Raw genomic sequence first — 26,574 nt, forward strand, 5'->3', positions numbered from 1 at the left:
ATTATCCGCTATTTTTCCCGTGGCGGCGCGAGCGCCTGCCCACGCGTGCGCAGCGTCCCGCCCTCTTCTCTTCAAGAATGATCTTCGAACGCTCCCTCCAGCGCGAGCTTGCGTATACGGCTGGCGCCGTGTTCATGGTGCTGCTCACGATCATGCTCACGACGATGATGATCCGCATCGTCGGCTATGCCGCGTCCGGCGAAATCGATCCGAAGGACGTGCTCGTGCTGATCGGCCTCACCGTGATCGGCTACCTCGCCGTGATGCTCGTCGTCACGCTGTTCGTATCGATCCTGTTCGTGCTGACCCGGTGGTACCGGGACTCCGAAATGGTCGTCTGGCTCGCGTCCGGCGTGAGCCTGACCCGCCTCATCAAGCCGATCGGCGTGTTCGCGACGCCGATCATCCTGCTGATCGCGTTCTTCGCGTTCGTCGGCTGGCCGTGGTCGAACCAGCAGAGCAAGATGATCAAGGCGCGCTTCCAGCAGCGCGACGAAATCTCGCTGCTCGCGCCCGGCCAGTTCCGCGAATCGGCGGCGAGCCACCGCGTGTTCTTCATCGAGAAGATGACGCCAGACCAGAGCAAGGTGCAGAACGTGTTCGTCACGTCGACCGAGAACGGCAAGGTCAACGTCGTCGTGTCGCAGACGGGCCATACCGAAACCACGAAGAACGGCGACCGCTTCGTCGTGCTCGAGGACGGCCGCCGCTACGACGGCTCGCCCGGCCAGCCGAACTTCAAGATCATGGAGTTCGAGCGCTACGGTGTGAAGATCACGAGCAAGCCGGTCGTCAACGTGCAGACGACCAACAGCACGCCGACGCTCGAACTGCTGCGCGACCCGACGCGCGAAAAGCTCGCGGAATTCGCGTGGCGCGCGGGGCTGCCGCTGATCGCGATCAACCTGATGGTGCTCGGCATCCCGCTCGCGTACCAGAACCCGCGCCGCAGCCGCACGATCAACCTCGTGATGGCCGTGCTGATCTACCTGACCTATTCGAACCTGCTGAACGTCGTGCAGGCGCAGATCGAGCAGGGCAAGCTGTCGTTCGGTGTCGGCCTCGTCGGCCTGCACGTGATCGTTGCGGCGATCGTCGGCGTCATCTTCTGGCTGCGGGTGCGCAACCGCCCGCTGTTTACACGCGCGCTGTTCAGCCGCTCGACGGGAGCATGATCGATGCGGATCTTTGAAAAGTACTTCGCGCGGCAAATCTACGTCACGTTCGTCTTCATCCTGTTCGCGTTCTCGGGCCTGTTCTTCTTCTTCGACCTGATCAGCGAGCTGAACTCGGTCGGGCACGGCAACTACAAGTTCGGTTACGCGGTGCTGCGCGTCGCGCTGCAGACGCCGTCGCGCTTCTACGAGATCATCCCGGTCGCCGCGCTGATCAGCGCGATCTACGTGTTCGCGCAAATGGCCGCGAACTCGGAATTCACGATCTTCCGCGTATCGGGCCTCGCGACCAACCAGGCGCTGCGCTCGCTGCTGAAAATCGGCGTGCCGCTCGTGATCGTCACCTACCTGATCGGCGAGTTCGTCGGCCCCTACGCCGACCAGCTGTCCGAGCGCGTGCGACTGCAGGCGCTCGGCGCGTCGGTGTCGTCGAACTTCCAGTCCGGCGTGTGGGTGAAGGACACGCTCGCCGCGCGCGACAACGGCGAGCAGGTCACGCGCTTCGTCAACGTCGGCAGCCTGTCGCCGGATTCGACGATCAGCAACGTGCGAATCTACGAATTCGACTCGAAATTCCAGCTGCAGAACGTGCGCATCGCGCAGACGGGCCGCTACGAGGCGCCCGGCCACTGGCTGCTGACAGGCGTAACCGAGACCGAGCTCACGCCGATCAAGCCGATCAGCGGCCAGCCCGCCGATGCGCTGAACCCCGTGTACCGGTCACAGCAGGTCACGCTGCCCGAGTTCCGGCTGCGCTCGGACCTGACGCCGCAGATCCTGTCGGTGCTGCTCGTGTCGCCGGAACGGATGTCGCTGATCAACCTGTTCCGCTACATCCAGCACCTGAAGGAGAACCAGCAGGACACGCAGCGCTACGACATCGCGCTGTGGCGCAAGCTGCTGTATCCGTTCGCGGTGTTCGTGATGCTGGTGCTGTCGCTGCCGTTCGCGTACCTGCATACGCGCGCGGGCGTGGTCGGCGTGAAGGTGTTCGGCGGCATCATGCTCGGCATGAGCTTCCAGCTGCTCAACACGCTGTTCTCGCACATCGGCACGCTGAACACATGGCCCGCGCCGCTGACGGCGGCGCTCCCCGGCCTGCTCTACCTGGGGCTCGGCCTGTTCGCGCTCAAATGGGTCGACCGGCACTGAGCGCCGGCTTCGCGACGGAGTTCGACATGGGTTCGCACGGCATCGTCCTGTTCGCTCACGGCGCCCGCGATCCGCGCTGGGCGGAGCCGTTCGAGCGGCTCGCCGCGCGGCTGCGCGCCGCACGCGGCGCGCCCGCTTCTTCCGTGTCGCTCGCGTTCCTCGAGCTGATGACGCCATCGCTCGACACCGCGGTCGCCGCACAAGTGGCGGCCGGCTGCACGCGCGTCACCGTGGTGCCGGTGTTCTTCGGCCAAGGCGGCCACATCCGGGGCGACCTGCCGCAGCTCGTCGATGCATGCCGCGCCGCGCATCCCGGCGTCGAGATCCGCTGCGCGACCGCAGTGGGCGAGGACGACGGCGTGCTCGACGCGATCGCGCGCTATTGCCTCGATCAGCTGGACGACGGCGCGTAAGCGCTGCGCGAACCGCACGAGAAAAAAGCGCTGGCTTGTGAAAGCCAGCGCTTTTTTATTTCCGACGCCCTGCTCCGCTCAGGCCGCGTCGCGCATCCCGCCGGCTTGCTTCGCGGACGCCCCGCGCTCGGCAAACGCGTCGCCGATCATCAGCAGGCTCGGCTGCGCCGGATCGAGCCACGCCTGCGCCGCGCCCGCCGCCATCTCGGCGAGCGTCAGCGTCAGCGTGCGCTCGCGCGTAGTGCTGCACGCCTCGACGATCGCGACCGGCGTGGCAGGCGCGCGGCCCGCGTCGATCAGTTCCTGCGCGATGCCCGGCGCGCTGTCGCGGCCCATGTAGTAGACGATCGAATCGGCGCGCGCCGCTTCGCGGATCTCGTCGCTGCCCGGTGCACGGCTGTGCGTCGCGAACGCGACGCTGCGCGCGACGCCGCGCAGCGTCAGCGAGCGCTTCAGCGTCGCCGCGCCGGCCAGCGCCGCGGTGATCCCCGGCACGATCTCGTAGTCGATGCCCGCCGCTTCGAGCGCGCGCATTTCCTCATCCGCGCGGCCGAACAGCATCGGGTCGCCGCCCTTCAGCCGCACGACGCACGCATGCTCGCGCGCCGCATCGACGATCTGCTTGTTGATGAACTGCTGCGCGGTCGAGCGTTGCCCGCAGCGCTTGCCGACTGCGATCCGGCGCGCGTTCGGCGCGTAGTCGAGCATCGCGGGCTCGACGAGCGCGTCGTGCAGCACGACGTCGGCCTCGGCGAGCAGCCGCGCGCCGCGCACCGTGATGAGGTCCGCCGCGCCCGGCCCGGCTCCGATCAGATATACCTTGCCCATATTTGTCGCTTCGCTTGTCCGCGTGCGTCGGCATCGGCCCGCGCCGCCCGAGTGGCGGCGCGGTTCGCCGCGCAGTTTACCGATTACGCCGAGAACGCCCGGATCATGCCCGCGGCGACCGTGTGATGCGTCGTCTCGTCGATCAGCACGAACGCGCCCGTGCCCGGATGCGCGTCGTACGTGTCGCACACGATCGGCTTCTGCAGCGTCAGCGCGACGCGGCCGATATCGTTCATCTTCAGCTCGTGACGGTCGGTCGCGTGCGACAGCGTGTGCACGTCGAGCACCTGCCTGACCGCGCCGATCTTCGCGAACACCGTGCTCGTGGTCTGCTTCAGCAGGTACTTGCGCTGCGGCGACAGCGGCGCCTCGTCGAACCAGCACAGGTCCGCCTCGAGCTTCTTCGCCGGCGCGACCGCCTCGCCCGTCGCCACGAACATGTCGCCGCGCGACACGTCGACGTCTTCCGCGACTCGGATCGTCACCGCCTGGCCCGCGAACGCCTGTTCGACGGCCGCGGTGCCGCCCGGCACCGGCGCGATGATCTCCGCGACCGTCGCGCGGCGGTTCGACGGCAGCACGACGATCTCGTCGCCCACCTTCACCTCGCCCGACTCGATGCGGCCCATGTAGCCGCGGAAATCGTCGGCCGAGCTGCCGTCCTGGCGCGCAACCCACTGCACCGGGAAGCGCAGCGCGTCATGCGCCTGCGTCTCGACCGGCAGCGACTCGAGCACGTCGAGCAGCGGCTCGCCCGCGTACCACGGCATGCGCTCGCTCGCGCCGACGATGTTGTCGCCCTTGAGCGCCGACACCGGCACGAAGCGCACGCCGGCCAGGCCGAGCTGCTGCGCGAGCGTGACGTACGCGTCGCGGATCTCGTTGAAGCGCGCTTCGCTGTAGTCGACGAGGTCCATCTTGTTGATCGCGACGATCACGTGCTGCAGCGCGAGCAGCTTGACGATCGCGCTGTGGCGCTTGGTCTGCGGCAGCAGCTCGGCGACGCCGTTCTCCACCGTCACGCGCGTCGCGTCGATCAGGATGATCGCCGCGTGCGCCGTCGACGCGCCCGTCACCATGTTGCGCGTGTACTGCTCGTGGCCCGGCGTGTCCGCGATGATGAACTTGCGCTTCGCGGTCGCGAAATAACGGTACGCGACGTCGATCGTGATGCCCTGCTCGCGCTCGGCTTCGAGGCCGTCGGTCAAGAGCGCGAGGTCAAGCTCGTCGCCGACCGTGCGCTTGTTCTTCGCGCGCGACAGCGCGGACAGCTGGTCGGACAGCACGGCCTTGCTGTCGTACAGCAGGCGGCCGATCAGCGTGCTCTTGCCGTCGTCGACGCTGCCCGCGGTGATGAAGCGCAGCACGCCGAGGTCTTCGTTGTTCTCGATGATGCTCATGATGTGAATGTCCTCGTGTGCTTCAGAAATAACCTTGCTTCTTGCGCTGTTCCATCGCGGCTTCGGAGGTCTGGTCGTCCATCCGGGTCGCGCCGCGCTCGGTGATCTCGGTCACCGCCGTCTCGGCGATGATCTTCTCGACGTCGTCCGCGTCGCTCTCGACCGGGCACGTGCAGCTGATGTCGCCCACCGTGCGGAAGCGCACCTGCGCGAGTTCGCTCGTCTCGCCTTCACGCATCGGCGTAAGCGGCGTGACCGGCACGAGCAGCCCGTTGCGGCGCACGATCTCGCGCTCGTGCGCGTAGTAGATCGACGGCAGCTCGAGGTTCTCGCGGGCGATGTACTGCCACACGTCGAGCTCGGTCCAGTTCGAGATCGGGAACACGCGCAGGTGCTCGCCGTTGTGCAGGCGCGCGTTGTACAGGCTCCACAGTTCCGGGCGCTGCGCCTTCGGGTCCCACTGGCCGAACTCGTCGCGGAACGAGAAGATGCGCTCCTTCGCGCGGGCCTTCTCCTCGTCGCGGCGCGCGCCGCCGATCAGCGCGGTGTAGCCGTGCTGCTCGATCGTCTCGAGCAGCGTGACGGCCTGCGCGGCGTTGCGCGAATCGGTCTCGCGGCGCAGCACGACGGTGCCGCGCCTGATCGAGTCCTCGACGTGGCCGACGACCAGCTCGGCGCCGATCTCCTTCGCGCGGCGGTCGCGGAAGTCGATCACTTCGTCATAGTTGTGGCCGGTGTCGATGTGCACGAGCGGGAACGGCAGCGACGTGTTGCGGTTCGCGCCGAGGCCGAACGCCTTCAGCGCGAGATGCAGCACGACGACCGAATCCTTGCCGCCCGAGAACAGCAGCGCCGGCTTGCTGCACTCGGCGACCAGCTCGCGCAGGATGTGGATCGACTCGGCTTCGAGCCAGTCGAGGTGGCCCATGCGGCTGCTGTCGCCGGTGGGCGGGGCAAAGGCGGATTGCTCGAGCGTCGTGCTCATGGTTTCAGTCCTTCTCTTCTGGGTTCGTGCCGCCCGCTTTCGCGGGCGGCGCAATATTCGGTCTTGTGTCGTTCAGTGCGCGGCGCTTGCGTCGGACGTCGCGGGAATCGGCGTGATCGTGATGTGCAGCCCGCATTCCTTCGAATCGCGCGACTCCCACCACCAGCGGCCAGCCCGGCTGTCCTCGCCGGGGCGGATCGCCCGCGTACAGGGCTCGCAGCCGATGCTCGGGTAGCCGCGCGCATGCAGCGGATTGACCGGCACGTCGAACGCCTTCAGGTACGCCCACACTTCGCTCTCCGTCCAGTCGGCGAGCGGGTTGTACTTCGCGATGCCGCGCGCGTCGTCGCGCTCTTCCTCGTGCAGCTCCGCGCGCGTGACCGACTGCTCGCGGCGCTGGCCGGTGACCCACGCATCGACGTCGGAGAGCGCGCGGTTCAGCGGCTCGACCTTGCGGATGTGGCAGCACGCCTTGCGCAGCTCGACGCTCTCGTAGAACGCGTTCAGCCCGTGGTCGGCGACGTACTGGTCGACCGCGTCCTGCTGCGGGTGGAACTGCTCGATCTCGTAGCCGTAGCGTTCGCGCACGCGGTCGATCATCCCGAGCGTCTCCGCGTGCAGGCGGCCCGTGTTCAGCGAGAAGATGCCGACCGACACGCCCTTCGACAGGATCGCGTGCGTGACGAGCATGTCTTCCGCCGCAAGGCTGCTTGCGAACTTCACGTTCGGATGGCGCGCGGCGATCTGCGCGAGCAGCGCGTCGAGCCGCTCGACCTTCGCGGCGAGTTCCGGCGTCAGCGCGGTGGCGTTGGCGTCGCTCATGCGTTCACCTTTGCAGCGGGCGTCGCTACGTCGGCGGCCGCTTCACGGCGGCGGAACAGCGGCGCGGGCTCGTCGAACGCGCCCTGGTAGCGCTGCGAGAATTCGCCGAACGCGTTCAGCGCGTCATGGATGTCCTTGTCCGCGCGCACCGCGAACGCATCGAAGCCGCAGCGCGACATGTACAGCAGCTGGTCGCGCAGCACGTCGCCGATCGCGCGCAGCTCGCCGGTCCAGCCATGGCGCTCGCGCAACAGGCGCGCGATGCTGTAGCCGCGGCCGTCCGCGAAGCGCGGGAATTCGACGCCGATCAGCGCGATCGCGTCGAAGTCGGCGGCGAGATCCGCCGGCTCGCTGTCCGGCGCGAGCCACACGCCGAGCTCGTCCTTCGTCTTCGCGGCAACGAGCGCCGCGCGCTCGGCCTGCCACAGCGAGAACGGCACCAGCACCTTGCCGGCCGGCAACGCGTCGACCGCGGGCAGCGCGCCGTCTTCCGCCGCGCGCACGACCTGCCATGCGTCGTCGAGCACTGCGCGGTTCTTGATAATCGAAGCCATCTGCAAATTCCTTCTACCCGGTTGGTTACGCGTTCACCGTCTGGCGCGCCGCGTAGACGCGCTCCTTGAACGGCGCGATGCCGATGCGATCATACGTGTCGATGAAGCGCTCGCCGTCGGCGCGCGACTCGACGAACGTGTCGATCAGCTTCGCGATCACGTCCGGCACTTCCTCCGCCGAGAACGACGGGCCGATCACGCGGCCGAGGCGCGCGCCGTTGTGGCCCGTGCCCTGCTCGCCGCCGAGCGACACCTGGTACCACTCGGCGCCGTCCTTGTCGACGCCGAGGATGCCGATGTTGCCGACGTGGTGGTGGCCGCACGAGTTCATGCAACCGGAAATGTTCAGCGACAGGTCGCCGAGGTCGTACACGTAGTCGAGATCGTCGAAGCGCTGCTGGATGGCCAGCGCGATCGGGATCGACTTCGCATTCGCGAGCGAGCAGAAGTCGCCGCCCGGGCACGCGATGATGTCGGTCAGCAGGCCGATGTTCGGCGTCGCGAAACCGGCCGCCTTCGCCTTTTCCCACACGGCGAACAGGTCGCGCTTCTTCACGTTCGCGAGGATCAGGTTCTGCTCGTGCGACACGCGCAGCTCGCCGTACGAGTAGGCGTCCGCCCAGTCGGCAACCTGTTCCATCTGCGCATCGGTCGCGTCACCCGGCGCGACGCGATGGTTCTTCAGCGACAGCGTGACGGCTGCATAGCCCGGCACCTTGTGCGGCGCGACGTTGCGCTCGACCCAGCGCGCGAACGCCTTGTTCTCGAGCAGGTGCTGCTCGAACGACGCGTCGGTGTCGGCGAGCTTTTCGTAGACCGGCGGCTTGAAATACTGCGACACGCGGTCGAGCTCCGCCTGCGTGAGCGTCGACGGGCCGTCCTTCAGGTGCTGCCACTCTTCCTCGACCTGCTGCGCGAACTTCGCCGGCGACAGCGCCTTCACGAGAATCTTGATGCGGGCCTTGTACAGGTTGTCGCGGCGGCCGTAGCGGTTGTACACGCGCAGCACGGCTTCGCAGTAGGTCAAGAGATGCTGCCACGGTAGGTCTTCGCGAATTACCGCGCCGACGATCGGCGTGCGGCCGAGGCCGCCGCCCGCGAGGATGCTCGCGACCACTTCGCCCTGCGCGTTCTTCTTCAGGTACACGCCGAGGTCGTGGATCTGCACGGCCGCGCGGTCGGCCTGCGAGCCCGACACCGCGATCTTGAACTTGCGCGGCAGCCAGGCGAATTCGGGGTGGAACGTCGACCACTGGCGGAGGATTTCCGACCACGGACGCGGATCGATCTCCTCGTCCTGCGCGACGCCCGCGAACTGGTCGGCCGTGATGTTGCGGATGCAGTTGCCCGAGGTCTGGATCGCGTGCATCTGCACCGACGCGAGCTTCGCGAGGATCTCGGGCGTGTCTTCCAGCTGGACCCAGTTGAACTGGATGTTCGAGCGGGTCGAGAAGTGGCCGTAGCCGCGGTCGTGCTCGCGCGCGATGCGCGCCAGCATCCGCAGCTGGTCGCTGCGCAGGTTGCCGTACGGAATCGCGATGCGGTGCATGTATGCGTGACGCTGCATGTACAGGCCGTTCTGCAGGCGCAGCGGGCGGAACTCGTCTTCGCTCAACTCGCCCGACAAGCGGCGGCGCACCTGATCGCGGTACTGCGCGACACGCTCGTCGACGATCGTCTGGTCGTACTGGTCGTACTGATACATTCGGGGACCCCAGGGTTTTCGTGTTGACTGCGCGACGTCCTAGCCACGTCGCGCCCGAATCTCCGTTTCGCCGCCGCGCCCGGCCATCCGCGGGCCGGTGGATTGCTAATGACGAAAACAGATATCCATATTTGAAAAACTCCGGTGAATCGTAATAAACTCCCCTTATATTTCAAACGACTAAAAAATTCTGTTGATATGCGGAAGGGTTATAAATGAACCTGCACCAATTTCGCTTCGTGCGCGAGGCCGTCCGGCAGAATTTCAACCTCACCGAGGCCGCCAAGGCGCTGTACACGTCGCAGCCGGGGGTCTCGAAGGCGATCATCGAGCTGGAAGACGAGCTGGGCGTCGAGATCTTCACGCGGCACGGCAAGCGCGTGCGGTCGCTCACCGAACCGGGGCGGATCATTCTCGCGTCGGTCGAGCGGATCCTCCAGGAGGTTGAAAGCCTGAAAAGGGTCGGAAAGGATTACGCCGCGCAGGACCAGGGCAACCTGACGATCGCGGCGACCCACACGCAGGCCCGCTACTCGCTGCCGGCCGCGATCGCCGAATTCAAGAAGCGCTTCCCGAAGGTGCACCTGTCGATCCTGCAGGGCAGCCCGACGCAGGTCGCCGAGATGGTGATCCACGACCAGGCCGACCTCGCGATCGCGACCGAGGCGATCGCCGACTACAAGGAACTCGTGTCGCTGCCCTGCTTCCAGTGGCATCACGCGGCCGTGGTGCCCGTCGATCACCCGCTGCTGGAGCGCAAGACGCCGACGCTCGACGATCTCGCGCAGTTCCCGCTGATCACCTACGACGACGCGTTCGCCGGCCGCAAGAAGATCAACCATGCGTTCGCGCTGCGCGGGCTGTCGCCGGACATCGTGCTCGAGGCGATCGACGCCGACGTGATCAAGACCTACGTCGAGCTCGGCCTCGGCGTCGGGATCATGGCCGACATCGCGTTCAACCCGGAGCGCGACCGCAATCTGCGGCTGATTCCGGTTGGCCACCTGTTCGGCAGCAACGTCACGCGCGTCGCGCTCAAGCAGGGCGCGTACCTGCGCAGCTATGTATATACGCTCGTCGAGCTGCTGTCGCCGACGCTGAACCGCAAGCTGATCGAGCAGGCGCTCAAGGGCGAAGCCGAATCGTACGAGCTTTGAGCGGCGTATCGCGACAGGGGGCGCACGCTGCGCCCCCGGATTGCCGACGAACCCGTCGTTTTTCGGAACGAGGGGTTTTGTCTGCGACAAGGATCACGTCGAGCTCGACCAGCGCGCGAGCATGATGGGGATCGTCCGGCACGGCGCGTTCGTCTCTATGTCGGCCCGTGGCCGGCGACCGGGCTGCTTGCCCGGTGCCGAGTTTTCAGCGATAATTTGCGTTTTCGCCGCGAGCAATTGCATACGCGGTCCGGAAAAGCCCAGGTGGTGAAATTGGTAGACGCAGGGGACTCAAAATCCCCCGCCGCAAGGCGTGCCGGTTCGATTCCGGCCCTGGGCACCATCAAATCCCTTCAAAGCCTTATCAGCCAAGGCTTCCCAGCCTTCCAGCACGCGTTTCTGTGGTAATTTCAGCGGTAGTTGCCGTCCTGCGAAGCAACGCCTGGGCCCGCGCACCTTCATCCTGAAGAACCGTCGTCCGCGCGAGCGCGCCCGGCATGTCCGGCGCCGCAGCGCAAGAAAACCGTCACGATCAACCTCAAGACCTCTGACGTTGGCCAGGCGGCCCACGCGAGGCCCGACGAGAGAAGACCCAACGATGCCCAGAGATCACGGAGCGCTGCGCCGGCACGAGAAACCGCCCGCGTCGCCGGTACGCCGGTACCTCGTCGTGGCCGGTACTGCATTGATCCTGGCCGGGCTGGGATGGGTGCTCGTCGGCGTCATCCAGCCTGCGTTGCGCCATACGATCGTCATTACAACGGGCGCTGACAACGGCATCTATCGCGGCTTCGCGGATCGCTACGCCGCGATCCTCAAGCGCGACGGCATCACGCTCGATATCCGCAGCTCGTCCGGCTCGATCGAAAATTACGAGCGGTTGACGAAGCCCGACAGCGAGTACGAAGTGGGTTTCATTCAATCGGGCACGACGACGCCGAAGGAGATGGATCACCTGCAGACCATCGCGGCCGTCTCGTACGAGCCGATCTGGGTGTTCTATCGCGGCGCCACGACTGTCAACCGGTTGTCGCAACTGCGCGGCAAACGGGTGGGCATCGGTGTGCCCGGCAGCGGACTGCTCAATGTCTCCCTTGTCCTGCTCGGCTATAGCGGCATCACTCGGGACAATACGACCCTCGATCAAGTGGATGCGGCCACCGCCTATCGGCGCCTCGAGCACGGGGAGCTGGATGCCGCTTTTTTCATCGGCCGACCCGACGCCCCGATGCAGCAGACCTTGCTCAACAGCGACCTGAAGCTCATGAGTTTCGCGCAGGCAGACGCCCTCGCGCAGAAGTTTCCATCCCTGTCCAAGATCGTCTATCCGCGCGCCTCGACCAGCGTCGCCGACGATCGGCCGCAGGCAGACGTCACCCTGCTGGCCGCCACGGCGCTGCTCGTCGCGAAAGACACGCTGCATCCTGCCTTCGTCTATCTGCTGCTTGAGGTCGCCAAAGTGGTCCACGGCCACGAGGACTACTTCACGCCGATCGGCACGTTCCCCAACCTGAATACCGAGGAATTTCCGATTGCGGACGAAAGCACGCGCTACTTCAAGTCCGGCCGCCCCTTCCTGCAGCGCTACCTGCCATTCTGGCTGGCCAGCTTTATCGAACGACGCCTGCTCGTCCTGGTTCCTTTCGCGGCGTTGCTCCTTGCCCTGTTGCAGGCATTGCCACGCATGGTGGAGGCGCATTTGAAGAAGCGGCTGCTGATCTGCTACGGGGAGCTCAAACTGCTGGATGACGAAATCTGGGCCGACCGGCAGCCAAGCCGCGAGCAGATCGCGCGCTGGAACCAGGAAATCGATGACATCGATGCGCACGCCAGTCAGATGCGAATGCCGAAGCGCTATTTTCGGGACCTGTACGCGCTCAAGCAGGCGATCGGCGTCGTAAGAGAGCACATTTCCACCGAAATCAAACGCCCCTCCTCCGCTGCCACTGCGCGCGGCACTGAAAGACAGTGACGTCCCAGGCGCTCGCAGCGCAACGCACCGGCTTGCCCGATAGTCCAAGCAACAGGCACAACGCAGCACGGAGGCGGCCTATGTCCCTGCGAGCAACTTCGAAACGGATCTGCGCGGGTATGCTGGCATCCGCGCTCTGGTTCGCGCTGTACGGCTGCGACATCCTGAGCCAGCCTCCCGTGCCGGACTGGCCGGGCCCGCACGCCCCGTATCCGTTCCCGGACAACGTCCCGCATCGCACCGAATGAGCGCGCGGCGCACGCGCCTGCCGCATTACGCCGGTCAGCCGCCGTGCGCCCGCTCCTCCAGCGCATCGCCCATCAACTCCGCGAACCAATCGACGAACGCATTGAGCCGGCGCGACCGGTGCCGGCGGTGCGGATACACCGCCGACACATCCATCGGCGCGGCCCGGTGGCCCGGCATCACCTCGACGAGCGCACCGCCGGCAAGCAGATGCGCGACGTCGAAGCGCGGAATCTGGATCAGTCCCATCCCCGCGATGCAGCTTGCGATGTAGGTCTCCGCGTTGTTGACGATCACGCGGCTCGGCAGTGCGAACTGACGCGTCGCGCCGTGCTCGCACACTTCCCACGGCAGCTCGCGCCCCGTCGTCGGCGATGCGTAGCCGACCGCATGGTACCCGTGCGCGAGCGCATCGGGATGCTCGGGCACGCCGCATTCGCGCAGGTAGCCGGGGCTCGCGCAGTTGATCAGCACGAATTGCCCGAGCGACCGCACGACGAGGCTGCTGTCCGCGAGCCGCCCGACCCGGATCGCGCAGTCGACGCCCTCCTGCACGAGGTCAATGGAGCGGTCGGTGGAGCCGAGCGCCAGCTGCAGCTTCGGATGACGCCGGAACAGCGACGGCAGCGCGGGCGCGATCACGCGGCGCGCGATCCGGCTCGGCACGTCGACGTTGAGCCGCCCGACCACGTCCCGGTCGCGGCCGTGAAACAGGCGGTCGAGCTCGTCGGCCTCGGCGAGCAGGCGCCGGCCGCGCTCGAGCAGCAGCGCGCCGTCGGCGGTCAGCTGCACCTGCCGCGTCGTGCGATGCAGCAGCCGCGTGCCGAGGCCCGCCTCGAGCTGCTGGACGGCCGCCGACACGGTCGCGCGCGGCACGTCGAGCGCACGCGCCGCCTTGATGAAGCTGCCCATCTCGGCAACCTGAAGGAAGATCCTGACCTGGTCCAGCTTGTCCATCGGCAAGAAGCGTAGGTTCGAACTGCCGCCGTCGTCCGGCGTGCCGGATGCGAAAAAGGCGCGCGGCCGTGATGCCCGCGCGCCTGTCCATTGTCCACGCAAACCGGCCATTGCGGTGCGCGGCTCCCCCCCGGCCGATTACTTGGTCGTATAGCCGCCGTTGATCAGGATCGTCTGGCCCGTGATCCACCAGCCGTCGGTCACGAGGTGGCGGATGAACGGCACGACGTCCTCGACGTCGGTCAGGCCGGTCTTGCTGAACGGCGACAGCGCGGCCGCCGTCTTGTGGTACGCAACCGCGTCGGCGCCTTCGGCCGGATAGAAGAACGGCGTGTCCATCGGGCCCGGCCCGACGGCCGTCACCGAAATCCCGCGCGCGCCGTACTCCTTCGCCGCCGCGCGCGTGAAGTGCTCGACCGGTGCCTTCGCGCCCTCGTAAGCGGCGTAGAACGGCGTGAACGCGCCGAGCAGCGACGTCACGAGCGTGACGAGCTTGCCGTGATCCTCGAGATGCCGCCCCGCTTCCTTGATGAAGAAGAACGCCGACTTGCTGTTGACCGCGAACATCTCGTCGTATTCGGCTTCGGTGATCTCGGTGATCGGCTTCTTCAGCACCTTGCCGACGGTGTTGATCGCGATGTCGATCCTGCCGAAGCGCTGCTTCACCGCGTCGAACAGCTGCTCGACCGCGCCGGCCGTCGTCAGGTCGGCCTGGAACGTTGCGGCGTCGGCGCCCGCCGCCCGCACCGCGGCGGCCGTTTCCTCGGCCTGCGGCTGCGTCGCCGCGCTGTTGTAATGGATCGCCACCGCCTTCGCGCCGTGGCCCGCCAGGTCCCGCGCGATCAACCCACCGAGGTTCTTGGCGCCGCCCGCGATCAGGACGACCTTGTCTGCTAGCGTGTGAGTGGCCACGGTTGACTCCTTTCTCGTTGAACGAAGCTCCGAGTGTAGGCAGGTCCGCGGCGCCGGTCAGCCGGTCGAGGCTGGATGGATTGTCCAGAAATTCAAGCCAATCCGGCGACGTCGATCACATCACGCGTGCCGCTCGGCGTCGATCCTGCCGAGCAGCCACTGCATCCCGGCCAGGTGCTGCTGATCGTGGCTGCACAGGTAATGGACGAGCCCGCGCACCGTCAACGCGCCGTAGCCGTCGAATTCGCCGGTGCGGGCCAGTTGGGCCGGCGTGAGGCGCGACACGATGTCGACCGTCCGGCGCCGGGCGTCGCGAAACGCGGCGAGCACGTCGGACGCGCCGGCATCGTCGTAGCGCCGCTCGACCGCGAGCGCATCGCTGTCGAGCGACACGAGCAGCGGCCGATCTTCTTCGAGCATCCGGCGCAAGCGCACGTGATACCCGTCGATCTCGATGTCCCGCACATGGCAAAGCTGCCCGAGCGGCGAAAACCGTTCGCTCGGAATGCCCTCCCAGTCGCCGGGCGTCCAGCGTGCGTACCCGTCGGGCACCGCCGCGTAATGGGCTTCGAGCAGCCGGGGAAAATCGGCGAGTGCGTCAAGCGTCGTCGGGTTCATGCGAGCGTCTCCGTATCGAATGCGGGGCAGCGGCCGTCGCCCCGCCACCGCGGTCATTTCACGCTGAAGCGGTACGTGCCTTGCGTGCGGTGCCCGTCCGTCGCGACGGCCACCCATTTGACGGTATAGCCGCCCGCCCCGAGCGCGGACAGCGGCACCGTCATCCGCTTGCGGTTCGCGGCGTCGATGTTCGCCTTGCCGTCCGACACCGTCTTGCCGGCGCCGTCGACCACGATGATCGAGCTGAAGGCCGGCTCGAGCGGCTCGGTGAAGTCGAGCGCGACGGCGGTCGGCGCGGCGGCCAGCGCGGCGTTGGCCGCCGGATCGGTTTTCGCCGGCCGCGCATGCGCGAACGCGGCGGTCGACACGGTCGCGGCGAGTGCGACGGCGGCCGCCTTGCGGCCCAGGGAGAGCAGATCGAAGGTCATGTTCTTGTTCGTGATGAAGGATCGGATGCCGGGGGGCGCAAGCCGCCCGCGGCGCTCCGGCAGCTTACCAGCGCGCGCGCCGTCGTGCCGGGAACCGGGCGCCGCTTGATAGAATGCGCGCGCTATGGATCTCGAAAGCATTCTCTTCACCCAGGGCTTCGGCTCGCGCCGCCAGTGCCGCGGCCTCGTCGAGGCCGCGCGCGTCGCGGTTGCCGGCGCGCCCTGCACCGACCCCGACGCCGAATTCGACACCGCCGGCCTGGTCTTTTCGGTCGACGGCGTCGCGTGGCCGTTCCACGCGCGCGCGTACCTCGCGCTCAACAAGCCGGCCGGCTACGAGTGCTCGCGCGATCCGCAGCATCATTCGAGCGTGTTCAGCCTGTTGCCGCCGCCGCTCGTCGCGCGCGGCGTGCAGTGCGTCGGCCGCCTCGACCAGGACACGACCGGCCTGCTGCTGCTGTCCGACGACGGCCAGTTCGTGCACACGTACACGTCGCCGAAGCGCAAGGTGCCGAAGACCTACGTCGCGACCGTACGCCACCCGCTCGACGACGCGCAGCTGCACGCGCTGCGCACGGGCGTCCGGCTGCACGGCGAGCCGAAGCCGATCGCCGCGGTCGCGGCCGACGCGCGCGACGCGCACGTGCTCGCGCTGACCGTGCTCGAAGGCAAATATCATCAGGTGAAACGGATGGTCGCGGCCGCGAGCAATCGCGTGGAGGCGCTGCACCGCGAAAGCATCGGCGGATTCGCGCTGCCGGCCGACCTCGAGCCGGGCGCCTGGCGCTGGTTGAGCGAAGCCGACCTGGCGTCGCTGCGCAATACCGTCAAAACCCTGTAAGGGAAAATCCGCACGACCGTTCGACGATCGGCCGCGCGGCAGCCGCCCGATCCCCCGCTATACTCGAATTACAAGCTGTTACGAGCAGCGATGCTGGGGAGACATCATGCATACGACCAATTCGATCTACCTGTCCTACCTGATGATTGCGTTCGCCGTGGTCGGCTCGCTGGCGATCGGCGGGTTGCTGGCCTTCATGCGCGCGACGCACAAATATCATCCGAACCTGATCGGCGCGCTGATCGGCGCGTTGCTGTGCTTCCTGCTGATCGAGGCGTTACCCGCACTGACCTGACGCGCCGTCAGGTGCGAGCGTTTGAAGGAAATCGTCTACGGTCGGATACCGCAACGTCACGCACAATTCGCGCTTGAGCCGTGCGTTGGACAGCCGCCGCGACTCGCGCATGAACGACAGGAGCGTCGGCTCCAGCAGACGCTCGGCGTCGGCGCGGCTCACGCGCGGTGGCGGCGGCAGGCCGAACGCCTGCGCAACCCGGTCGAAATACTCCCCCATCCGCAATTCGCTGTCGTCCGACGCGTGCACGGCGCGCGACGGCCTGCCGCGCGCGGCCGCGCGCAGCAGGATCGCCGCGAGGTCGTCGGCGTGGATGTGGTTCGTATAGACGTCGTCGGCCGGCGCGAGCGCCGGCGTGCCGCGTTCGAGGCGGGCGAGCGGCAGCCGGTTCGCCGCGTAGATGCCGGGAATGCGGACGATGCGCGCCGACAGCTCGCCGCGCACGGTCGCGGCGCGCAGTTGCCGCTCCGCCGACACGCGGCGCAACGCACGCGGATTGGCGGGATTGAGCGGATGCGTTTCGTCGATGCGCGCGCCGCCGCAGTCGCCGTACACGCCGGTCGTGCTCGCGTAGACGAGCGTGGGCGCGCGAAGACCGTCGGGTACAATACGCGCTGCCCGCAAGGGCGCGCCGGCCTGCTGGAGCGCCGCGCGCGCGGCCCGCAGCCTGCCGGATGTCGGCGCGGGCTGCGCGAGCCGCCGTCGCCCGGGCACGGTCAATGCAGCAACGAGCGCACGCGTGCGCCGGTCGTCGCGGCCATCAGGCTGTGGCGGCGCGAGATGCAGGATCGTGCGCGGGGCAAGCCCCGCGAGGCGGGCCAGCGTAAACGGCCGGTCGAGGTCGCCGACGATCGGCGTCGCGCCCGCGGCGCGCAGTTCGTCACGCCGGGCCGGATGGCTCGTCAGCGCGACGATCCGCCGGTCGCCGCGCCGCGCGCGCCATTGCGCGATGCAGCGCAGGCCGACGTCGCCGCAGCCGACGATCAGCACGCGCGGACGGCGCAGGATTCGTGTCGCGATCATGATGTTTGCGAAATCAGTAGCCACCGTTGCGCAACGCGCAACGGCTTGCATTGTAGCTGCCGTGCGCAACCTGCACGGTCCCCACATTTTGTTCTAGTTGGTTCTATGGCATTCAACGTCACTCTCAAGCAAAGCGGCCGGCAATTCCAGGTCGAGTCGGACGAAACCGTGCTGGCGGCCGCGCTGCGCCAGAACGTCCATCTGCCGTACGGCTGCAAGAACGGCGCGTGCGGCTCCTGCAAGGGGCAGATCGTGTCGGGCCAGATCGAGCAGGGCCCGCACGCCGCGTCGGCGCTGTCCAACGACGAGCGCACCCGCGGCCTCGCGCTGCTGTGCTGCTCGAAGGCGCAATGCGATCTCGAGATCGACGTGCGCGAGATCGCCGGCGTCGACGGGGTGCAGGTCAAGAAGCTGCCGTGCCGCATCGCCGCGCTCGAGCGCAAGGCCGACGACGTGATGGTGCTGAAGCTGCAGCTGCCGGCGAACGAGCGCCTGCAGTACCTCGCCGGCCAGTACATCGAATTCATCCTGAAGGACGGCTCGCGCCGCAGCTACTCGATGGCGAACGCGCCGCACGAGGAAGGCCCGGTCGAGCTGCACATCCGCCACATGCCGGGCGGCAAGTTCACCGACCACGTGTTCGGCGCGATGAAGGAGCGCGACATCCTGCGCTTCGAGGGCCCGCTCGGCACGTTCTTCCTGCGCGAGGATTCCGACAAGCCGATCGTGCTGCTCGCGTCGGGCACCGGCTTCGCGCCGATCAAGGCGATCATCGAGCACGTGAAGCACCGGGGCATCACGCGGCCGATGACGCTCTACTGGGGCGCGCGCCGCAAGAAGGACATCTACCTCGCCGAGCTCGCCGAGCAATGGGCGAGCGAGATCCCGAACTTCAAGTTCGTGCCGGTGCTGTCCGAGCCGGACGACGCCGACCAGTGGGCCGGCCGCACCGGCTTCGTCCATCGCGCGGTGATCGAGGACCTGCCGGACCTGTCGGCGCACCAGGTCTACGCGTGCGGCGCGCCGGTGATGGTCGAGTCCGCGCAGCGCGACTTCACGCAGCATCACGGGCTGCCCGCGGACGAGTTCTACGCGGACTCGTTCACGAGCGCCGCCGATCTCGCGCATCCGGTCTGAGCCCCGGCCGGCGCCCGCGCCCCGCACACCGCCGCGACACATTTGTTGCATCGCGGCGGTTTACAGTGGGACGCGGGATGCCGTATGCTTGCGCACATGAACCGCTTCCTGTCCACTCTCCGACGTCGCCGCTCGCCGCTCCGCCCGGATGCCGCCGGCTCGTCACGGACTCGCGCGTAACCCCTACCCCGCTTCACCGGTTACGCACAAGCTGTTCGAACCACCCAGCCACGGCATCTACCGTGGCTTTTTTTATTGCCTGTTTCCCTTTGACCGCCAGCAGGAGTCTGCCGCCATGCCCCTGAACGATTATCCGATCGACTCGCTGATGTACATCACGACCCGCCCCGACATCGTGTTCACGCACGGCAAGGGTTCATGGATCTACGATCACACCGGCAAGCGTTATCTGGATTTCATCCAGGGCTGGGCGGTCAACAGCCTCGGCCACTGCAACGACGGCGTCGTCGAGGCGCTCAAGTCGCAGGCTGAAACGCTGCTGAACCCGTCGCCGGCGTTCTACAACGAGCCGATGGCGAAGCTCGCGGGCCTGCTCACGCAGCACAGCGCGTTCGACAAGGTGTTCTTCACGAACAGCGGCGCCGAAGCGAACGAAGGCGCGATCAAGCTCGCGCGCAAGTGGGGCCGCAAGTTCAAGGACGGCGCATACGAGATCATCACGTTCGACCACGGCTTCCACGGCCGCACGCTCGCGACGATGTCGGCGAGCGGCAAGCCGGGCTGGGACACGCTGTACGCGCCGCAGGTGCCGGGCTTCCCGAAGGCCGAGCTGAACAACATCGAGTCGGTCGAGAAGCTGATCAACGGGAAGACCGTCGCGGTGATGCTCGAGCCGATCCAGGGCGAAGGCGGGGTGATCCCCGCGACGCGCGAATTCATGCGCGCGCTGCGCGCGCTGACGAAGCAGCACAACCTGCTGCTGATCGTCGACGAAGTGCAGAGCGGCTGCGGCCGCGCGGGCACGCTGTTCGCGTACGAGCTCGCCGACATCGAGCCGGACATCATGACGCTCGGCAAGGGCATCGGCAGCGGCGTGCCGCTCGCGGCGCTGCTGTCGAAGGCCGAGGTCGCGGTGTTCGAGGCGGGCGACCAGGGCGGCACCTACAACGGCAACCCGCTGATGACGGCGGCAGGCTATTCGGTGATCTCGCAGCTCGTCGCGCCCGGCTTCCTCGAAGGCGTGCGCGCGCGCAGCGAATACCTGAAGCGCAAGCTGCTCGATCTGTCGGATGAGCGCGGCTTCGAGGGCGAGCGCGGCGAGGGCCTGCTGCGCGCGCTGCTGCTCGGCAAGGACATCGGTCCGCAGATCGTCGAGAAGGCGCGCGAGATGCAGCCGGACGGCCTGCTGCTCAACGCGGCGCGCCCGAACCTGCTGCGCTTCATGCCCGCGCTGAACGTGACGACCGAGGAAATCGACCAGATGATGGCGATGCTGCGGTCGATTCTCGACACGCTCTGAGGAGTCCGCGCGATGGATGCCGCCGCCGATGCAGTCGCTATCCGCCCGTTCGAGCGCGCCGACACCGATGCCGTACTCGCGGTGTGGCATGACGCGTTTCCGCAGTACGACGAGGCCGGCGCGCCGCTGCACCGCGATCCGCTGCGATCGATCGAGCTGAAGGTCGCGACGCAGCCGGAGCTGTTCTTCGTCGCGGTCAGCGGCGCACGCGTCGTGGGCACGCTGATGGCGGGCTTCGACGGGCATCGCGGCTGGCTGTACTCGTTCGGCGTCGCGCACGATGCGCGCCGGCTCGGCGTCGGCCGCGCGCTGATCGCCCATGCGGAAGCCGCGCTCGCCGCGCGCGGCTGCCTGAAGGTCAACCTGCAGGTACTGCCCGGCAACGACGACGCGTGCCGCTTCTACGCGGCGCTCGGCTATCGCGTCGAGGAGCGCATTTCGTTCGGCAAGACGCTGCCGGCGGCGTGACGCGCACGCCGGCAGCGTCGGCGGCCGGCGTCAGTGCGTGATCGGCTCCGCGCCCGGCAGCGGATTGCCGAGCGCGTCGGTCGGCACCGCCTGCTGCTCGAACGCGGCGAAATACGCGGCCCACTGCGTCGCGCTCACGCGCACGATCAGCGCGCCGTCCTGCCAGATGTCGTTGTGGTCGTTGTGGTCGTCGCCCGCGCGACGCAGGAAGTGCGGGCCCGACGAGCCCTGGTTCATGTGCGTGTCGTGGATGCCGTTGCCTTCGACGTACGTGCGGCCGAACACGACCACGTCGAGCCCCTGCGACTGCGCGGCATCGACGAGCCGCAGCAGCGACGGAATCGGCTCCGGGTGCTCGCTGCCGTCCATCACGTCGCTCGCGCGCCACGCGCCGGTCTCGTTCAGGATGTCGCTGCGCAGGTAGTCGAGCGCAGGCAGCGCGGCCTGCCCCGTCAGATCGGCAAAGCCCTCCGTGGCGTCAGCGAGCGTCTGCGTGATCGGGTGGTGGAAGTCGTAGACCAGCTTGTAGTTCAACAGGTCGTCGGCGTCGTTGGTGCCGACGTTGATCGCGACGTCCCAGTCGCCATCCGGCAGCGCGAGCGTCAGGTGGATGTGATACTGGATCTCGCCGCCGTGCGGCAACGCCTTCAGCCCTGCCACCGCCTTGACCTTCGCCTTCACGAATCCGTAATCCAGGCTCATGCGTGTTCTCCGTGTGCCGATGGGCTGCCCATGCTACGCCGCGTGCATGTCGATTTGCGGACGGCCGGTTGCGGACGGCCGTTTGCCCCACGGATGGCGCGCGCCATGAAAAAAGGCCGTCACGGCGAACCGTGACAGCCTTTCGAAAGCCCTTGCGCGCCGCCTGCGGCGACGCGCGGGGCCCGTTCATTCGCCCAGATACGCTGCCCGCACCTTCGGGTCGTCGAGCATCTTCTTCGCGTCGCCTTCCATCGTGACCGTGCCCGAATCCATCACGTAGCCGCGGTCGGCCGCCTGCAGCGCGAGGCGCGCGTTCTGCTCGACGAGCAGCACCGTGATGCCCTCCTTCGAGATCGTGCGCACCACTTCGAAGATCTTCTCGACCATGATCGGCGACAGGCCCATCGACGGCTCGTCGAGCAGCAGCAGCTTGGGCTTGGAGAGGATCGCGCGCGACATCGCGAGCATCTGCTGCTCGCCGCCGGACAGCGTGCCGGCGAGCTGCGTCGCGCGCTCCTTCAGGCGCGGGAAGAAGCCGAACATCCGGTCGACGTCGCGCTTGATCTGCTCCGTGTCGTTGCGCAGATACGCGCCCATCTGCATGTTCTCGATGATCGACATCCGCGCGAAGATCCCGCGGCCTTCCGGCACCATCGCGAGGCCGTGCTTCAGCAGTTCGTGCGTCGGCACGCCCTTGATCGACTTGCCGTCGTACTCGATGTCGCCCGCCGAGTACGGCTTCAGGCCCGTGATCGCCTTCATCGTCGTGGTCTTGCCTGCGCCGTTCGCGCCGATCAGCGTCACGAGCTCGCCCTGGCGGACTTCCATGTCAACGCCCTTGACGGCCTGGATCCCGCCGTAGTTGACCTGCAAGCCCTTGATTTTCAACATTGCCGCTGCCATCAGTGCACCCCTGCGCCGAGATATGCCTCAATCACCTTCGGGTTCTTCTGCACGTCCTGCGGCAGACCCTCGGCGATCACCTTGCCGTAATCGAGCACCGTCATCCGGTTGCACAATCCCATCACGAGCTTCACGTCGTGCTCGATCAGCAGGATCGTGCGGCCGTCCGAACGGATCTTGTCGAGCAGGCGCGTCAGTTCCACTTTCTCCGTTGCGTTCATCCCCGCCGCCGGCTCGTCGAGCGCGAGCAGCTTCGGATCGGTCGCGAGCGCGCGCGCGATTTCCAGGCGGCGCTGGTGGCCGTACGACAGGTTGCGCGACGTGTAGTCGGCATACTGCAGCACGCCGACGTATTCGAGCAGTTCGATCGCGCGCTCCTTGATCTCGCGCTCTTCCTGGCGTTCCGCCGGCGTCTGGAACACCGCGCCGAGCAGCCCGTGCTTGGTGCGCACGTGGCGGCCCACCATCACGTTCTCGAGGGCCGTCATCCCGCCGAACAGGCGGATGTTCTGGAACGTGCGTGCGATGCCCGTCTTCGCGACCTGGTGCACCGCGGTCGGCTTGTATTCCGCGCCGTCCAGCCTGAATTCGCCGGAGTCCGGCGTGTACAGGCCCGTGATCACGTTGAAGAACGTCGTCTTGCCGGCGCCGTTCGGGCCGATCAGGCCGTAGATCTCGCCTTCCTTGATCTCGAGGCCGACGTCGGACAGCGCCTGCAGGCCGCCGAAGCGCTTGTTCACGCCTTTCACGGACAGTCGGATTTGCTTGTCGCTCATGTGTGTTTCTCCTTCCGCTGTCGATCCGTTACGCGCGCGCCGACTTGGCGCTGCGCTTCGCGAGTTTCGCGATCTTGTCCTCATGCTTCGGCGCCGGCCACAGGCCTTCCGAGCGATACAGCATGATGACCACCATCGCGAGGCCGTACAGCGCCTGGCGGATCACTTCGGTATCCACGACTTCATGGCCGAACACGGCGTTCTGCAGCGGGCCCATCGTCGAACGGAGGAATTCCGGGAAGATCGCGAGCAGCACCGCGCCGAGGATCACGCCCGGGATGTGGCCCATGCCGCCCAGCACCACGCAGGCCAGCACGACGATCGATTCCCAGAACGTGAACGACTCAGGCGACACGAAGCCCTGGAACGAGCCGAACATCGCGCCCGACAGGCCGCCGAACGACGCGCCCATCGCGAACGCGAGCAGCTTCACGTTGCGGGTGTTGATGCCCATCGCCTTCGCCGCGATCTCGTCCTCGCGGATCGCCGCCCATGCGCGGCCGATGCGCGAGTGCTGCAGGCGCGTACACGTCCAGATCACCAGCAGCGCGCACAGCACGAACAGGTAGTAGTACATGTAGACCGACGGCAGCTGGATGCCGAACAGCGAGTGCGTCTGCGCGAGGCTGAAGTCGCCGGCGTGCACCGGATCGATCCCCGTGATCCCCTTCGGGCCGTTCGTGATGTTCACCGGACGATCGAGGTTGTTCATGAAGATCCGCACGATCTCACCGAAGCCCAGCGTGACGATCGCGAGGTAGTCGCCGCGCAGCCGCAGCGTCGGCGCACCGAGCAGGATCCCGAACATCGCGGCAATCGCCATCGCGATCGGCACGATGAGCAGGAACGGCACGTGCAGCCCGCCGGGCGCGAGGTTCGCGATCCACTCGAACTGCGTGGTCAGGTGCGGCGAGGACAACAACGCCGCCGTGTACGCGCCCACCGCGTAGAACGCGATGTAGCCCAAGTCCAGCAGGCCGGCAAAGCCGACCACAACGTTCAGGCCGAGCGCGAGCATCACGTACAGCATCGCGAAGTCGAGCACGCGGACCCAGTAGTTGCCGCCCGCTGCGCCGATGATGATCGGCGCGGCAATCACGAACGCCGCCGTGAGGATGCCGATGGTGACGGTCTTCGCGGTGTTGCGTTCTTCGACGAGCGTCGTCGAGGTTTCGATCGGTTGAATGGATGTCATGTTCTTGCTCCCCTTCCGTTACGCGCGGTCCGCGACACGTTCGCCCAGCAGGCCGGACGGACGGAACACGAGGACGATGATCAGCACGATGAAGGCAAACACGTCCTGGTAGTTGCTGCCGAACACGCCGCCCGTCAGATTGCCGATGTAGCCTGCGCCCAGCTGCTCGATGAGACCGAGCACCACCCCGCCGACCATCGCGCCCGCGAGGTTGCCGATGCCGCCCAGCACCGCGGCCGTGAAGGCCTTCATGCCCGGGATGAAACCCATGTAGAAGTGCACGTTGCCGTACTCCGACGCGATCATCACGCCGGCGAGCGCCGCGAGCGCCGAGCCGATCATGAAGGTCGCCGAGATCACGAAGTTCGGGTTCACGCCCATCAGGCTGGCGGTGTTCGGGCTTTCGGCGATCGCGCGCATCGCGCGGCCGAGCTTGGTCTTGTGCACGAGCAGCAGCAGGCCGCCCATCACGAGGAACGCGACGGCGATGATCACGATTTCGGTCATCGAGATCACGGCGCCCGGCGTCGTGTCGGTGGCCTTGATCACGTTGATCGGGTCGGTCGGCAGCAGCTGCGGGAACGGCAGCGGGTTGCGCGACCAGATGATCATCGCGGCGGTCTGCAGCAGGATCGACACGCCGATCGCGGTGATCAGCGGCGCGAGACGCGGCGCACGGCGCAGCGGCCGGTACGCGACCCGCTCGATCGTGTAGCCGACGACGGCGCACACGATCGCGGCGATGCCCAGGCCGATCGTCAGTGTCGCGACGTTGCCAAGCTGCGGGAAATGGTTTTGCAGCACGGTGATCGCGGAAAGCGCGACCATCGCGCCGATCATCAGCACATCGCCGTGCGCGAAGTTGATGATGCCGAGAATGCCGTACACCATCGTGTAGCCCAACGCGATGATGGCGTAGACACTGCCGAGCACCAGCCCGTTGAGGATCTGCTGGACGAAAATATCCATTTAAAGCTCCTTGGCCCGTGCTGCCGGATGAGGCTGCGCCCCGCGGGTAAGCGGAGAATCACGTCGTCTCGGCGGCACTGCGTGTACTAGAAAAGACCGGTAAGGGTGGATCGTCCCGGCGTGCGCCGCCCGGCCTGTACGGCCGGACCTGCCGCCGGAGCGGATACAGAAACGGCACCGCACTGTTCCGGCGCCGTCACGAGTCCTGTCGCTACATCGTCACGACATCGAGGACGGTTTTCTTTGCCTCCTTGAAGTCGTAGAGCGTAATCGCCCCCTCTTTCAGATCGCCGTTCGGGGCGAATGCGATGTGACCGATCACCCCGCGGTAGTCGGTCGACGGCATCGCAGCCAGCACCTTGGACGCCTCGATCGAGTTGGCGCGCTTCATTGCATCGACGATCACGTAGACCGCGTCATACGTGAACGGCGCGTAGATCTGCACCGGCGTGTGGAAACGGTCTTCATACTTCTTCTCGAAGTCCGCTCCTTTCTCCATCCGCGACAGGGCGAGCCCCGCCTCCGAACAGATCAGGTTCTGCACCGCGTTGCCCGCGAGCTCGGCCACCTTGTCGGTACACACGCCGTCGCCGGCAAGGATTTTTGCTCCGATACCGAGCGCCATCGCCTGCTTCGCAAACGGGCCGCCCGTCGCGTCCATCCCGCCGTACATGATGACGTCCGGATGGTCACGCTTGATCTTCGTCAGGATCGCCTTGAAGTCCGTCGCGCGGTCGTTGGTCGCTTCGCGCGCGACGATCTGCGCGCCCGCCGCCTTGACGGTCTTCTCGAATTCGTCGGCAAGCCCCTTGCCGTAGGCGGTCGCGTCGTCGACGACCGCGAAGCGCTTCGCGTGGAGCGCATGCAGCGCGTAGTTGGCGAGCGCAGGGCCTTGCTGCGCGTCCGTCGCCACGACGCGGTAGGTGGTCTTGAACCCCTGCTTCGTATAGTCGGGGTTGGTCGAGGACGGTGAAATCTGCACGATGCCCGCGTCGCTGTAAATTTTCGACGCCGGGATCGACACCCCCGAATTGAGGTGTCCCACCACGGCCACGACCCGGTCGTCGACCAACTTCTGTGCAACTTGCGTGCCCGTCTTCGGATCGGCCGCGTCGTCCTCGGCGACCAGTTCCAGCCGCACCGGGTGCGCGTCGATCGTCAGGCCATGCGCATTGATTTCCTCGATCGCCAAACGTGCCCCGTTTTCATTGTCCTTGCCGAGATGCGCGATGCTGCCCGTCAACGGGGCGGCATGACCGATCTTGACGACGCGCACGTCGCTGGCCGGCGGTGCCGCGGACGCCGCAGCCTCCTTGCCCGCCCCGTCGTCGCTCTTTTTGCTGCAGGCGGCGAGCATTGCAACCGCAGCGGCGACGGACACGGCGTAAGCCAACTTCACATGCATTAAATAGGTCTCCTGCGCCTTGCCAAAACCGGGTTCCACGGCCATTCAGGCCTGAA

At 66.8% G+C, this 26,574-nt stretch carries 28 protein-coding genes and 1 tRNA gene; 12 read left to right on the forward strand and 17 right to left on the reverse strand.

The window, feature by feature from the left end; all coding sequences use genetic code 11:
• Positions 1-77 precede the first annotated feature (77 nt).
• From lptF to B7P44_RS13675, 3 genes are read left to right on the forward strand one after another with little or no spacing between them, the layout of a single operon-like run.
• Entirely contained in the window at positions 78-1,175 is a 1,098-nt protein-coding gene (lptF, locus tag B7P44_RS13665; RefSeq protein WP_084905000.1) for an LPS export ABC transporter permease LptF, read from the forward strand.
• A gap of 3 nt (positions 1,176-1,178) precedes the next feature.
• Positions 1,179-2,327 carry an LPS export ABC transporter permease LptG gene (gene lptG / locus B7P44_RS13670; protein WP_084905002.1) on the forward strand — a complete coding sequence of 383 codons (1,149 nt, stop codon included), beginning with the start codon at positions 1,179-1,181 and terminating at the stop codon, positions 2,325-2,327.
• A 26-nt stretch (positions 2,328-2,353) separates the two neighbouring features.
• On the forward strand, positions 2,354-2,740 hold the full coding sequence (locus B7P44_RS13675) for a sirohydrochlorin chelatase (protein WP_084906676.1): 387 nt from the start codon (positions 2,354-2,356) through the stop codon (positions 2,738-2,740).
• 78 nt (positions 2,741-2,818) lie between these two features.
• On the opposite strand, the gene cobA is transcribed toward B7P44_RS13675, so the two are convergent.
• The 6 genes from cobA to B7P44_RS13705 all read right to left on the reverse strand — a co-directional run bounded on the left by cobA (position 2,819) and on the right by B7P44_RS13705 (position 9,034).
• Entirely contained in the window at positions 2,819-3,568 is a 750-nt protein-coding gene (cobA, locus tag B7P44_RS13680) for a uroporphyrinogen-III C-methyltransferase (RefSeq protein WP_084905004.1), read from the reverse strand.
• A gap of 83 nt (positions 3,569-3,651) precedes the next feature.
• Complete coding sequence (locus B7P44_RS13685; RefSeq protein ID WP_084905006.1) at positions 3,652-4,968, reverse strand: sulfate adenylyltransferase subunit 1; 1,317 nt, start codon at positions 4,966-4,968, stop codon at positions 3,652-3,654.
• Between the two features lie 22 nt (positions 4,969-4,990).
• Entirely contained in the window at positions 4,991-5,953 is a 963-nt protein-coding gene (gene cysD / locus B7P44_RS13690; RefSeq protein ID WP_084905008.1) for a sulfate adenylyltransferase subunit CysD, read from the reverse strand.
• A gap of 72 nt (positions 5,954-6,025) precedes the next feature.
• Entirely contained in the window at positions 6,026-6,775 is a 750-nt protein-coding gene (locus tag B7P44_RS13695) for a phosphoadenylyl-sulfate reductase (protein ID WP_084905009.1), read from the reverse strand.
• Positions 6,772-7,329 (reverse strand): DUF934 domain-containing protein, encoded by a 558-nt coding sequence (locus B7P44_RS13700; protein ID WP_084905011.1) that lies wholly within the window; start codon positions 7,327-7,329, stop codon positions 6,772-6,774. The genes B7P44_RS13695 and B7P44_RS13700 overlap by 4 nt, the downstream gene beginning before the upstream one ends.
• Before the next feature lie 25 nt (positions 7,330-7,354).
• Positions 7,355-9,034 carry a nitrite/sulfite reductase gene (locus tag B7P44_RS13705; RefSeq protein WP_084905013.1) on the reverse strand — a complete coding sequence of 560 codons (1,680 nt, stop codon included), beginning with the start codon at positions 9,032-9,034 and terminating at the stop codon, positions 7,355-7,357.
• 215 nt (positions 9,035-9,249) lie between these two features.
• Here B7P44_RS13705 and B7P44_RS13710 point away from each other — a divergent pair, with 215 nt between their 5' ends.
• From B7P44_RS13710 to B7P44_RS37725, 4 genes are all read left to right on the forward strand, one after another.
• Entirely contained in the window at positions 9,250-10,191 is a 942-nt protein-coding gene (locus B7P44_RS13710) for a CysB family HTH-type transcriptional regulator (protein ID WP_084905015.1), read from the forward strand.
• Positions 10,192-10,449: 258 nt separating this feature from the next.
• Positions 10,450-10,534: transfer RNA gene (locus B7P44_RS13715), tRNA-Leu, on the forward strand.
• A gap of 255 nt (positions 10,535-10,789) precedes the next feature.
• Positions 10,790-12,163, forward strand: a complete 1,374-nt coding sequence (locus B7P44_RS13720; protein ID WP_084905017.1) for a TAXI family TRAP transporter solute-binding subunit — start codon at positions 10,790-10,792, stop codon at positions 12,161-12,163.
• 119 nt (positions 12,164-12,282) lie between these two features.
• A complete protein-coding gene (locus tag B7P44_RS37725) occupies positions 12,283-12,411 on the forward strand; it encodes a hypothetical protein (protein WP_265341368.1) in 129 nt (42 codons plus the stop codon).
• 34 nt (positions 12,412-12,445) lie between these two features.
• Here B7P44_RS37725 and B7P44_RS13725 read toward each other — a convergent pair whose 3' ends face one another.
• The 4 genes from B7P44_RS13725 to copC all read right to left on the reverse strand — a co-directional run bounded on the left by B7P44_RS13725 (position 12,446) and on the right by copC (position 15,324).
• On the reverse strand, positions 12,446-13,366 hold the full coding sequence (locus tag B7P44_RS13725; protein WP_084905019.1) for a LysR family transcriptional regulator: 921 nt from the start codon (positions 13,364-13,366) through the stop codon (positions 12,446-12,448).
• A gap of 138 nt (positions 13,367-13,504) precedes the next feature.
• The gene (locus B7P44_RS13730) at positions 13,505-14,278 is read right to left on the reverse strand and encodes an SDR family oxidoreductase (protein ID WP_084905020.1); all 774 of its coding nucleotides are present in this window, start codon (positions 14,276-14,278) and stop codon (positions 13,505-13,507) included.
• Positions 14,279-14,398: 120 nt separating this feature from the next.
• Positions 14,399-14,896: a DinB family protein gene (locus B7P44_RS13735; RefSeq protein ID WP_084905022.1), complete on the reverse strand. Its 498-nt coding sequence runs from the start codon at positions 14,894-14,896 to the stop codon at positions 14,399-14,401.
• Positions 14,897-14,949: 53 nt separating this feature from the next.
• Entirely contained in the window at positions 14,950-15,324 is a 375-nt protein-coding gene (gene copC, locus B7P44_RS13740; RefSeq protein ID WP_084905024.1) for a copper homeostasis periplasmic binding protein CopC, read from the reverse strand.
• A gap of 124 nt (positions 15,325-15,448) precedes the next feature.
• Here copC and B7P44_RS13745 point away from each other — a divergent pair, with 124 nt between their 5' ends.
• Together B7P44_RS13745 and B7P44_RS13750 are read left to right on the forward strand one after the other, a co-directional pair.
• Positions 15,449-16,165, forward strand: coding sequence for a pseudouridine synthase (locus B7P44_RS13745; RefSeq protein WP_084905026.1), 717 nt, complete (start codon positions 15,449-15,451; stop codon positions 16,163-16,165).
• A 106-nt stretch (positions 16,166-16,271) separates the two neighbouring features.
• Entirely contained in the window at positions 16,272-16,460 is a 189-nt protein-coding gene (locus tag B7P44_RS13750) for a hypothetical protein (protein WP_084905028.1), read from the forward strand.
• Here B7P44_RS13750 and B7P44_RS13755 read toward each other — a convergent pair.
• A complete protein-coding gene (locus tag B7P44_RS13755) occupies positions 16,443-17,483 on the reverse strand; it encodes an NAD-dependent epimerase/dehydratase family protein (RefSeq protein ID WP_084905030.1) in 1,041 nt (346 codons plus the stop codon). The genes B7P44_RS13750 and B7P44_RS13755 overlap by 18 nt on opposite strands.
• A gap of 105 nt (positions 17,484-17,588) precedes the next feature.
• Between B7P44_RS13755 and B7P44_RS13760 the strand changes: the two genes are divergently transcribed.
• The 3 genes from B7P44_RS13760 to B7P44_RS13770 all read left to right on the forward strand — a co-directional run bounded on the left by B7P44_RS13760 (position 17,589) and on the right by B7P44_RS13770 (position 20,568).
• Complete coding sequence (locus B7P44_RS13760; RefSeq protein WP_084905032.1) at positions 17,589-18,620, forward strand: CDP-6-deoxy-delta-3,4-glucoseen reductase; 1,032 nt, start codon at positions 17,589-17,591, stop codon at positions 18,618-18,620.
• Positions 18,621-18,915: 295 nt separating this feature from the next.
• Positions 18,916-20,100: an acetylornithine transaminase gene (locus B7P44_RS13765; RefSeq protein ID WP_084905034.1), complete on the forward strand. Its 1,185-nt coding sequence runs from the start codon at positions 18,916-18,918 to the stop codon at positions 20,098-20,100.
• 12 nt (positions 20,101-20,112) lie between these two features.
• Positions 20,113-20,568 carry a GNAT family acetyltransferase gene (locus tag B7P44_RS13770; RefSeq protein WP_084905036.1) on the forward strand — a complete coding sequence of 152 codons (456 nt, stop codon included), beginning with the start codon at positions 20,113-20,115 and terminating at the stop codon, positions 20,566-20,568.
• A 30-nt stretch (positions 20,569-20,598) separates the two neighbouring features.
• Here the strand turns inward: B7P44_RS13770 and B7P44_RS13775 are convergent, their stop codons facing one another.
• The 6 genes from B7P44_RS13775 to B7P44_RS13800 form a co-directional block, all read right to left on the reverse strand.
• Positions 20,599-21,270: a DUF2278 family protein gene (locus tag B7P44_RS13775; RefSeq protein WP_084905038.1), complete on the reverse strand. Its 672-nt coding sequence runs from the start codon at positions 21,268-21,270 to the stop codon at positions 20,599-20,601.
• A gap of 186 nt (positions 21,271-21,456) precedes the next feature.
• On the reverse strand, positions 21,457-22,173 hold the full coding sequence (locus B7P44_RS13780; RefSeq protein WP_084905040.1) for an ABC transporter ATP-binding protein: 717 nt from the start codon (positions 22,171-22,173) through the stop codon (positions 21,457-21,459).
• Complete coding sequence (locus B7P44_RS13785) at positions 22,173-22,949, reverse strand: ABC transporter ATP-binding protein (RefSeq protein ID WP_084905042.1); 777 nt, start codon at positions 22,947-22,949, stop codon at positions 22,173-22,175. The genes B7P44_RS13780 and B7P44_RS13785 overlap by 1 nt, the downstream gene beginning before the upstream one ends.
• Before the next feature lie 28 nt (positions 22,950-22,977).
• Positions 22,978-24,144, reverse strand: coding sequence for a branched-chain amino acid ABC transporter permease (locus B7P44_RS13790; RefSeq protein WP_084905044.1), 1,167 nt, complete (start codon positions 24,142-24,144; stop codon positions 22,978-22,980).
• Between the two features lie 18 nt (positions 24,145-24,162).
• Positions 24,163-25,113 carry a branched-chain amino acid ABC transporter permease gene (locus tag B7P44_RS13795; protein WP_010090948.1) on the reverse strand — a complete coding sequence of 317 codons (951 nt, stop codon included), beginning with the start codon at positions 25,111-25,113 and terminating at the stop codon, positions 24,163-24,165.
• A 211-nt stretch (positions 25,114-25,324) separates the two neighbouring features.
• On the reverse strand, positions 25,325-26,518 hold the full coding sequence (locus B7P44_RS13800) for a branched-chain amino acid ABC transporter substrate-binding protein (protein ID WP_084906678.1): 1,194 nt from the start codon (positions 26,516-26,518) through the stop codon (positions 25,325-25,327).
• Positions 26,519-26,574 lie beyond the last annotated feature (56 nt).

The sequence above is a fragment of the Burkholderia ubonensis subsp. mesacidophila genome (assembly GCF_002097715.1).
GTDB lineage: Bacteria > Pseudomonadota > Gammaproteobacteria > Burkholderiales > Burkholderiaceae > Burkholderia > Burkholderia mesacidophila.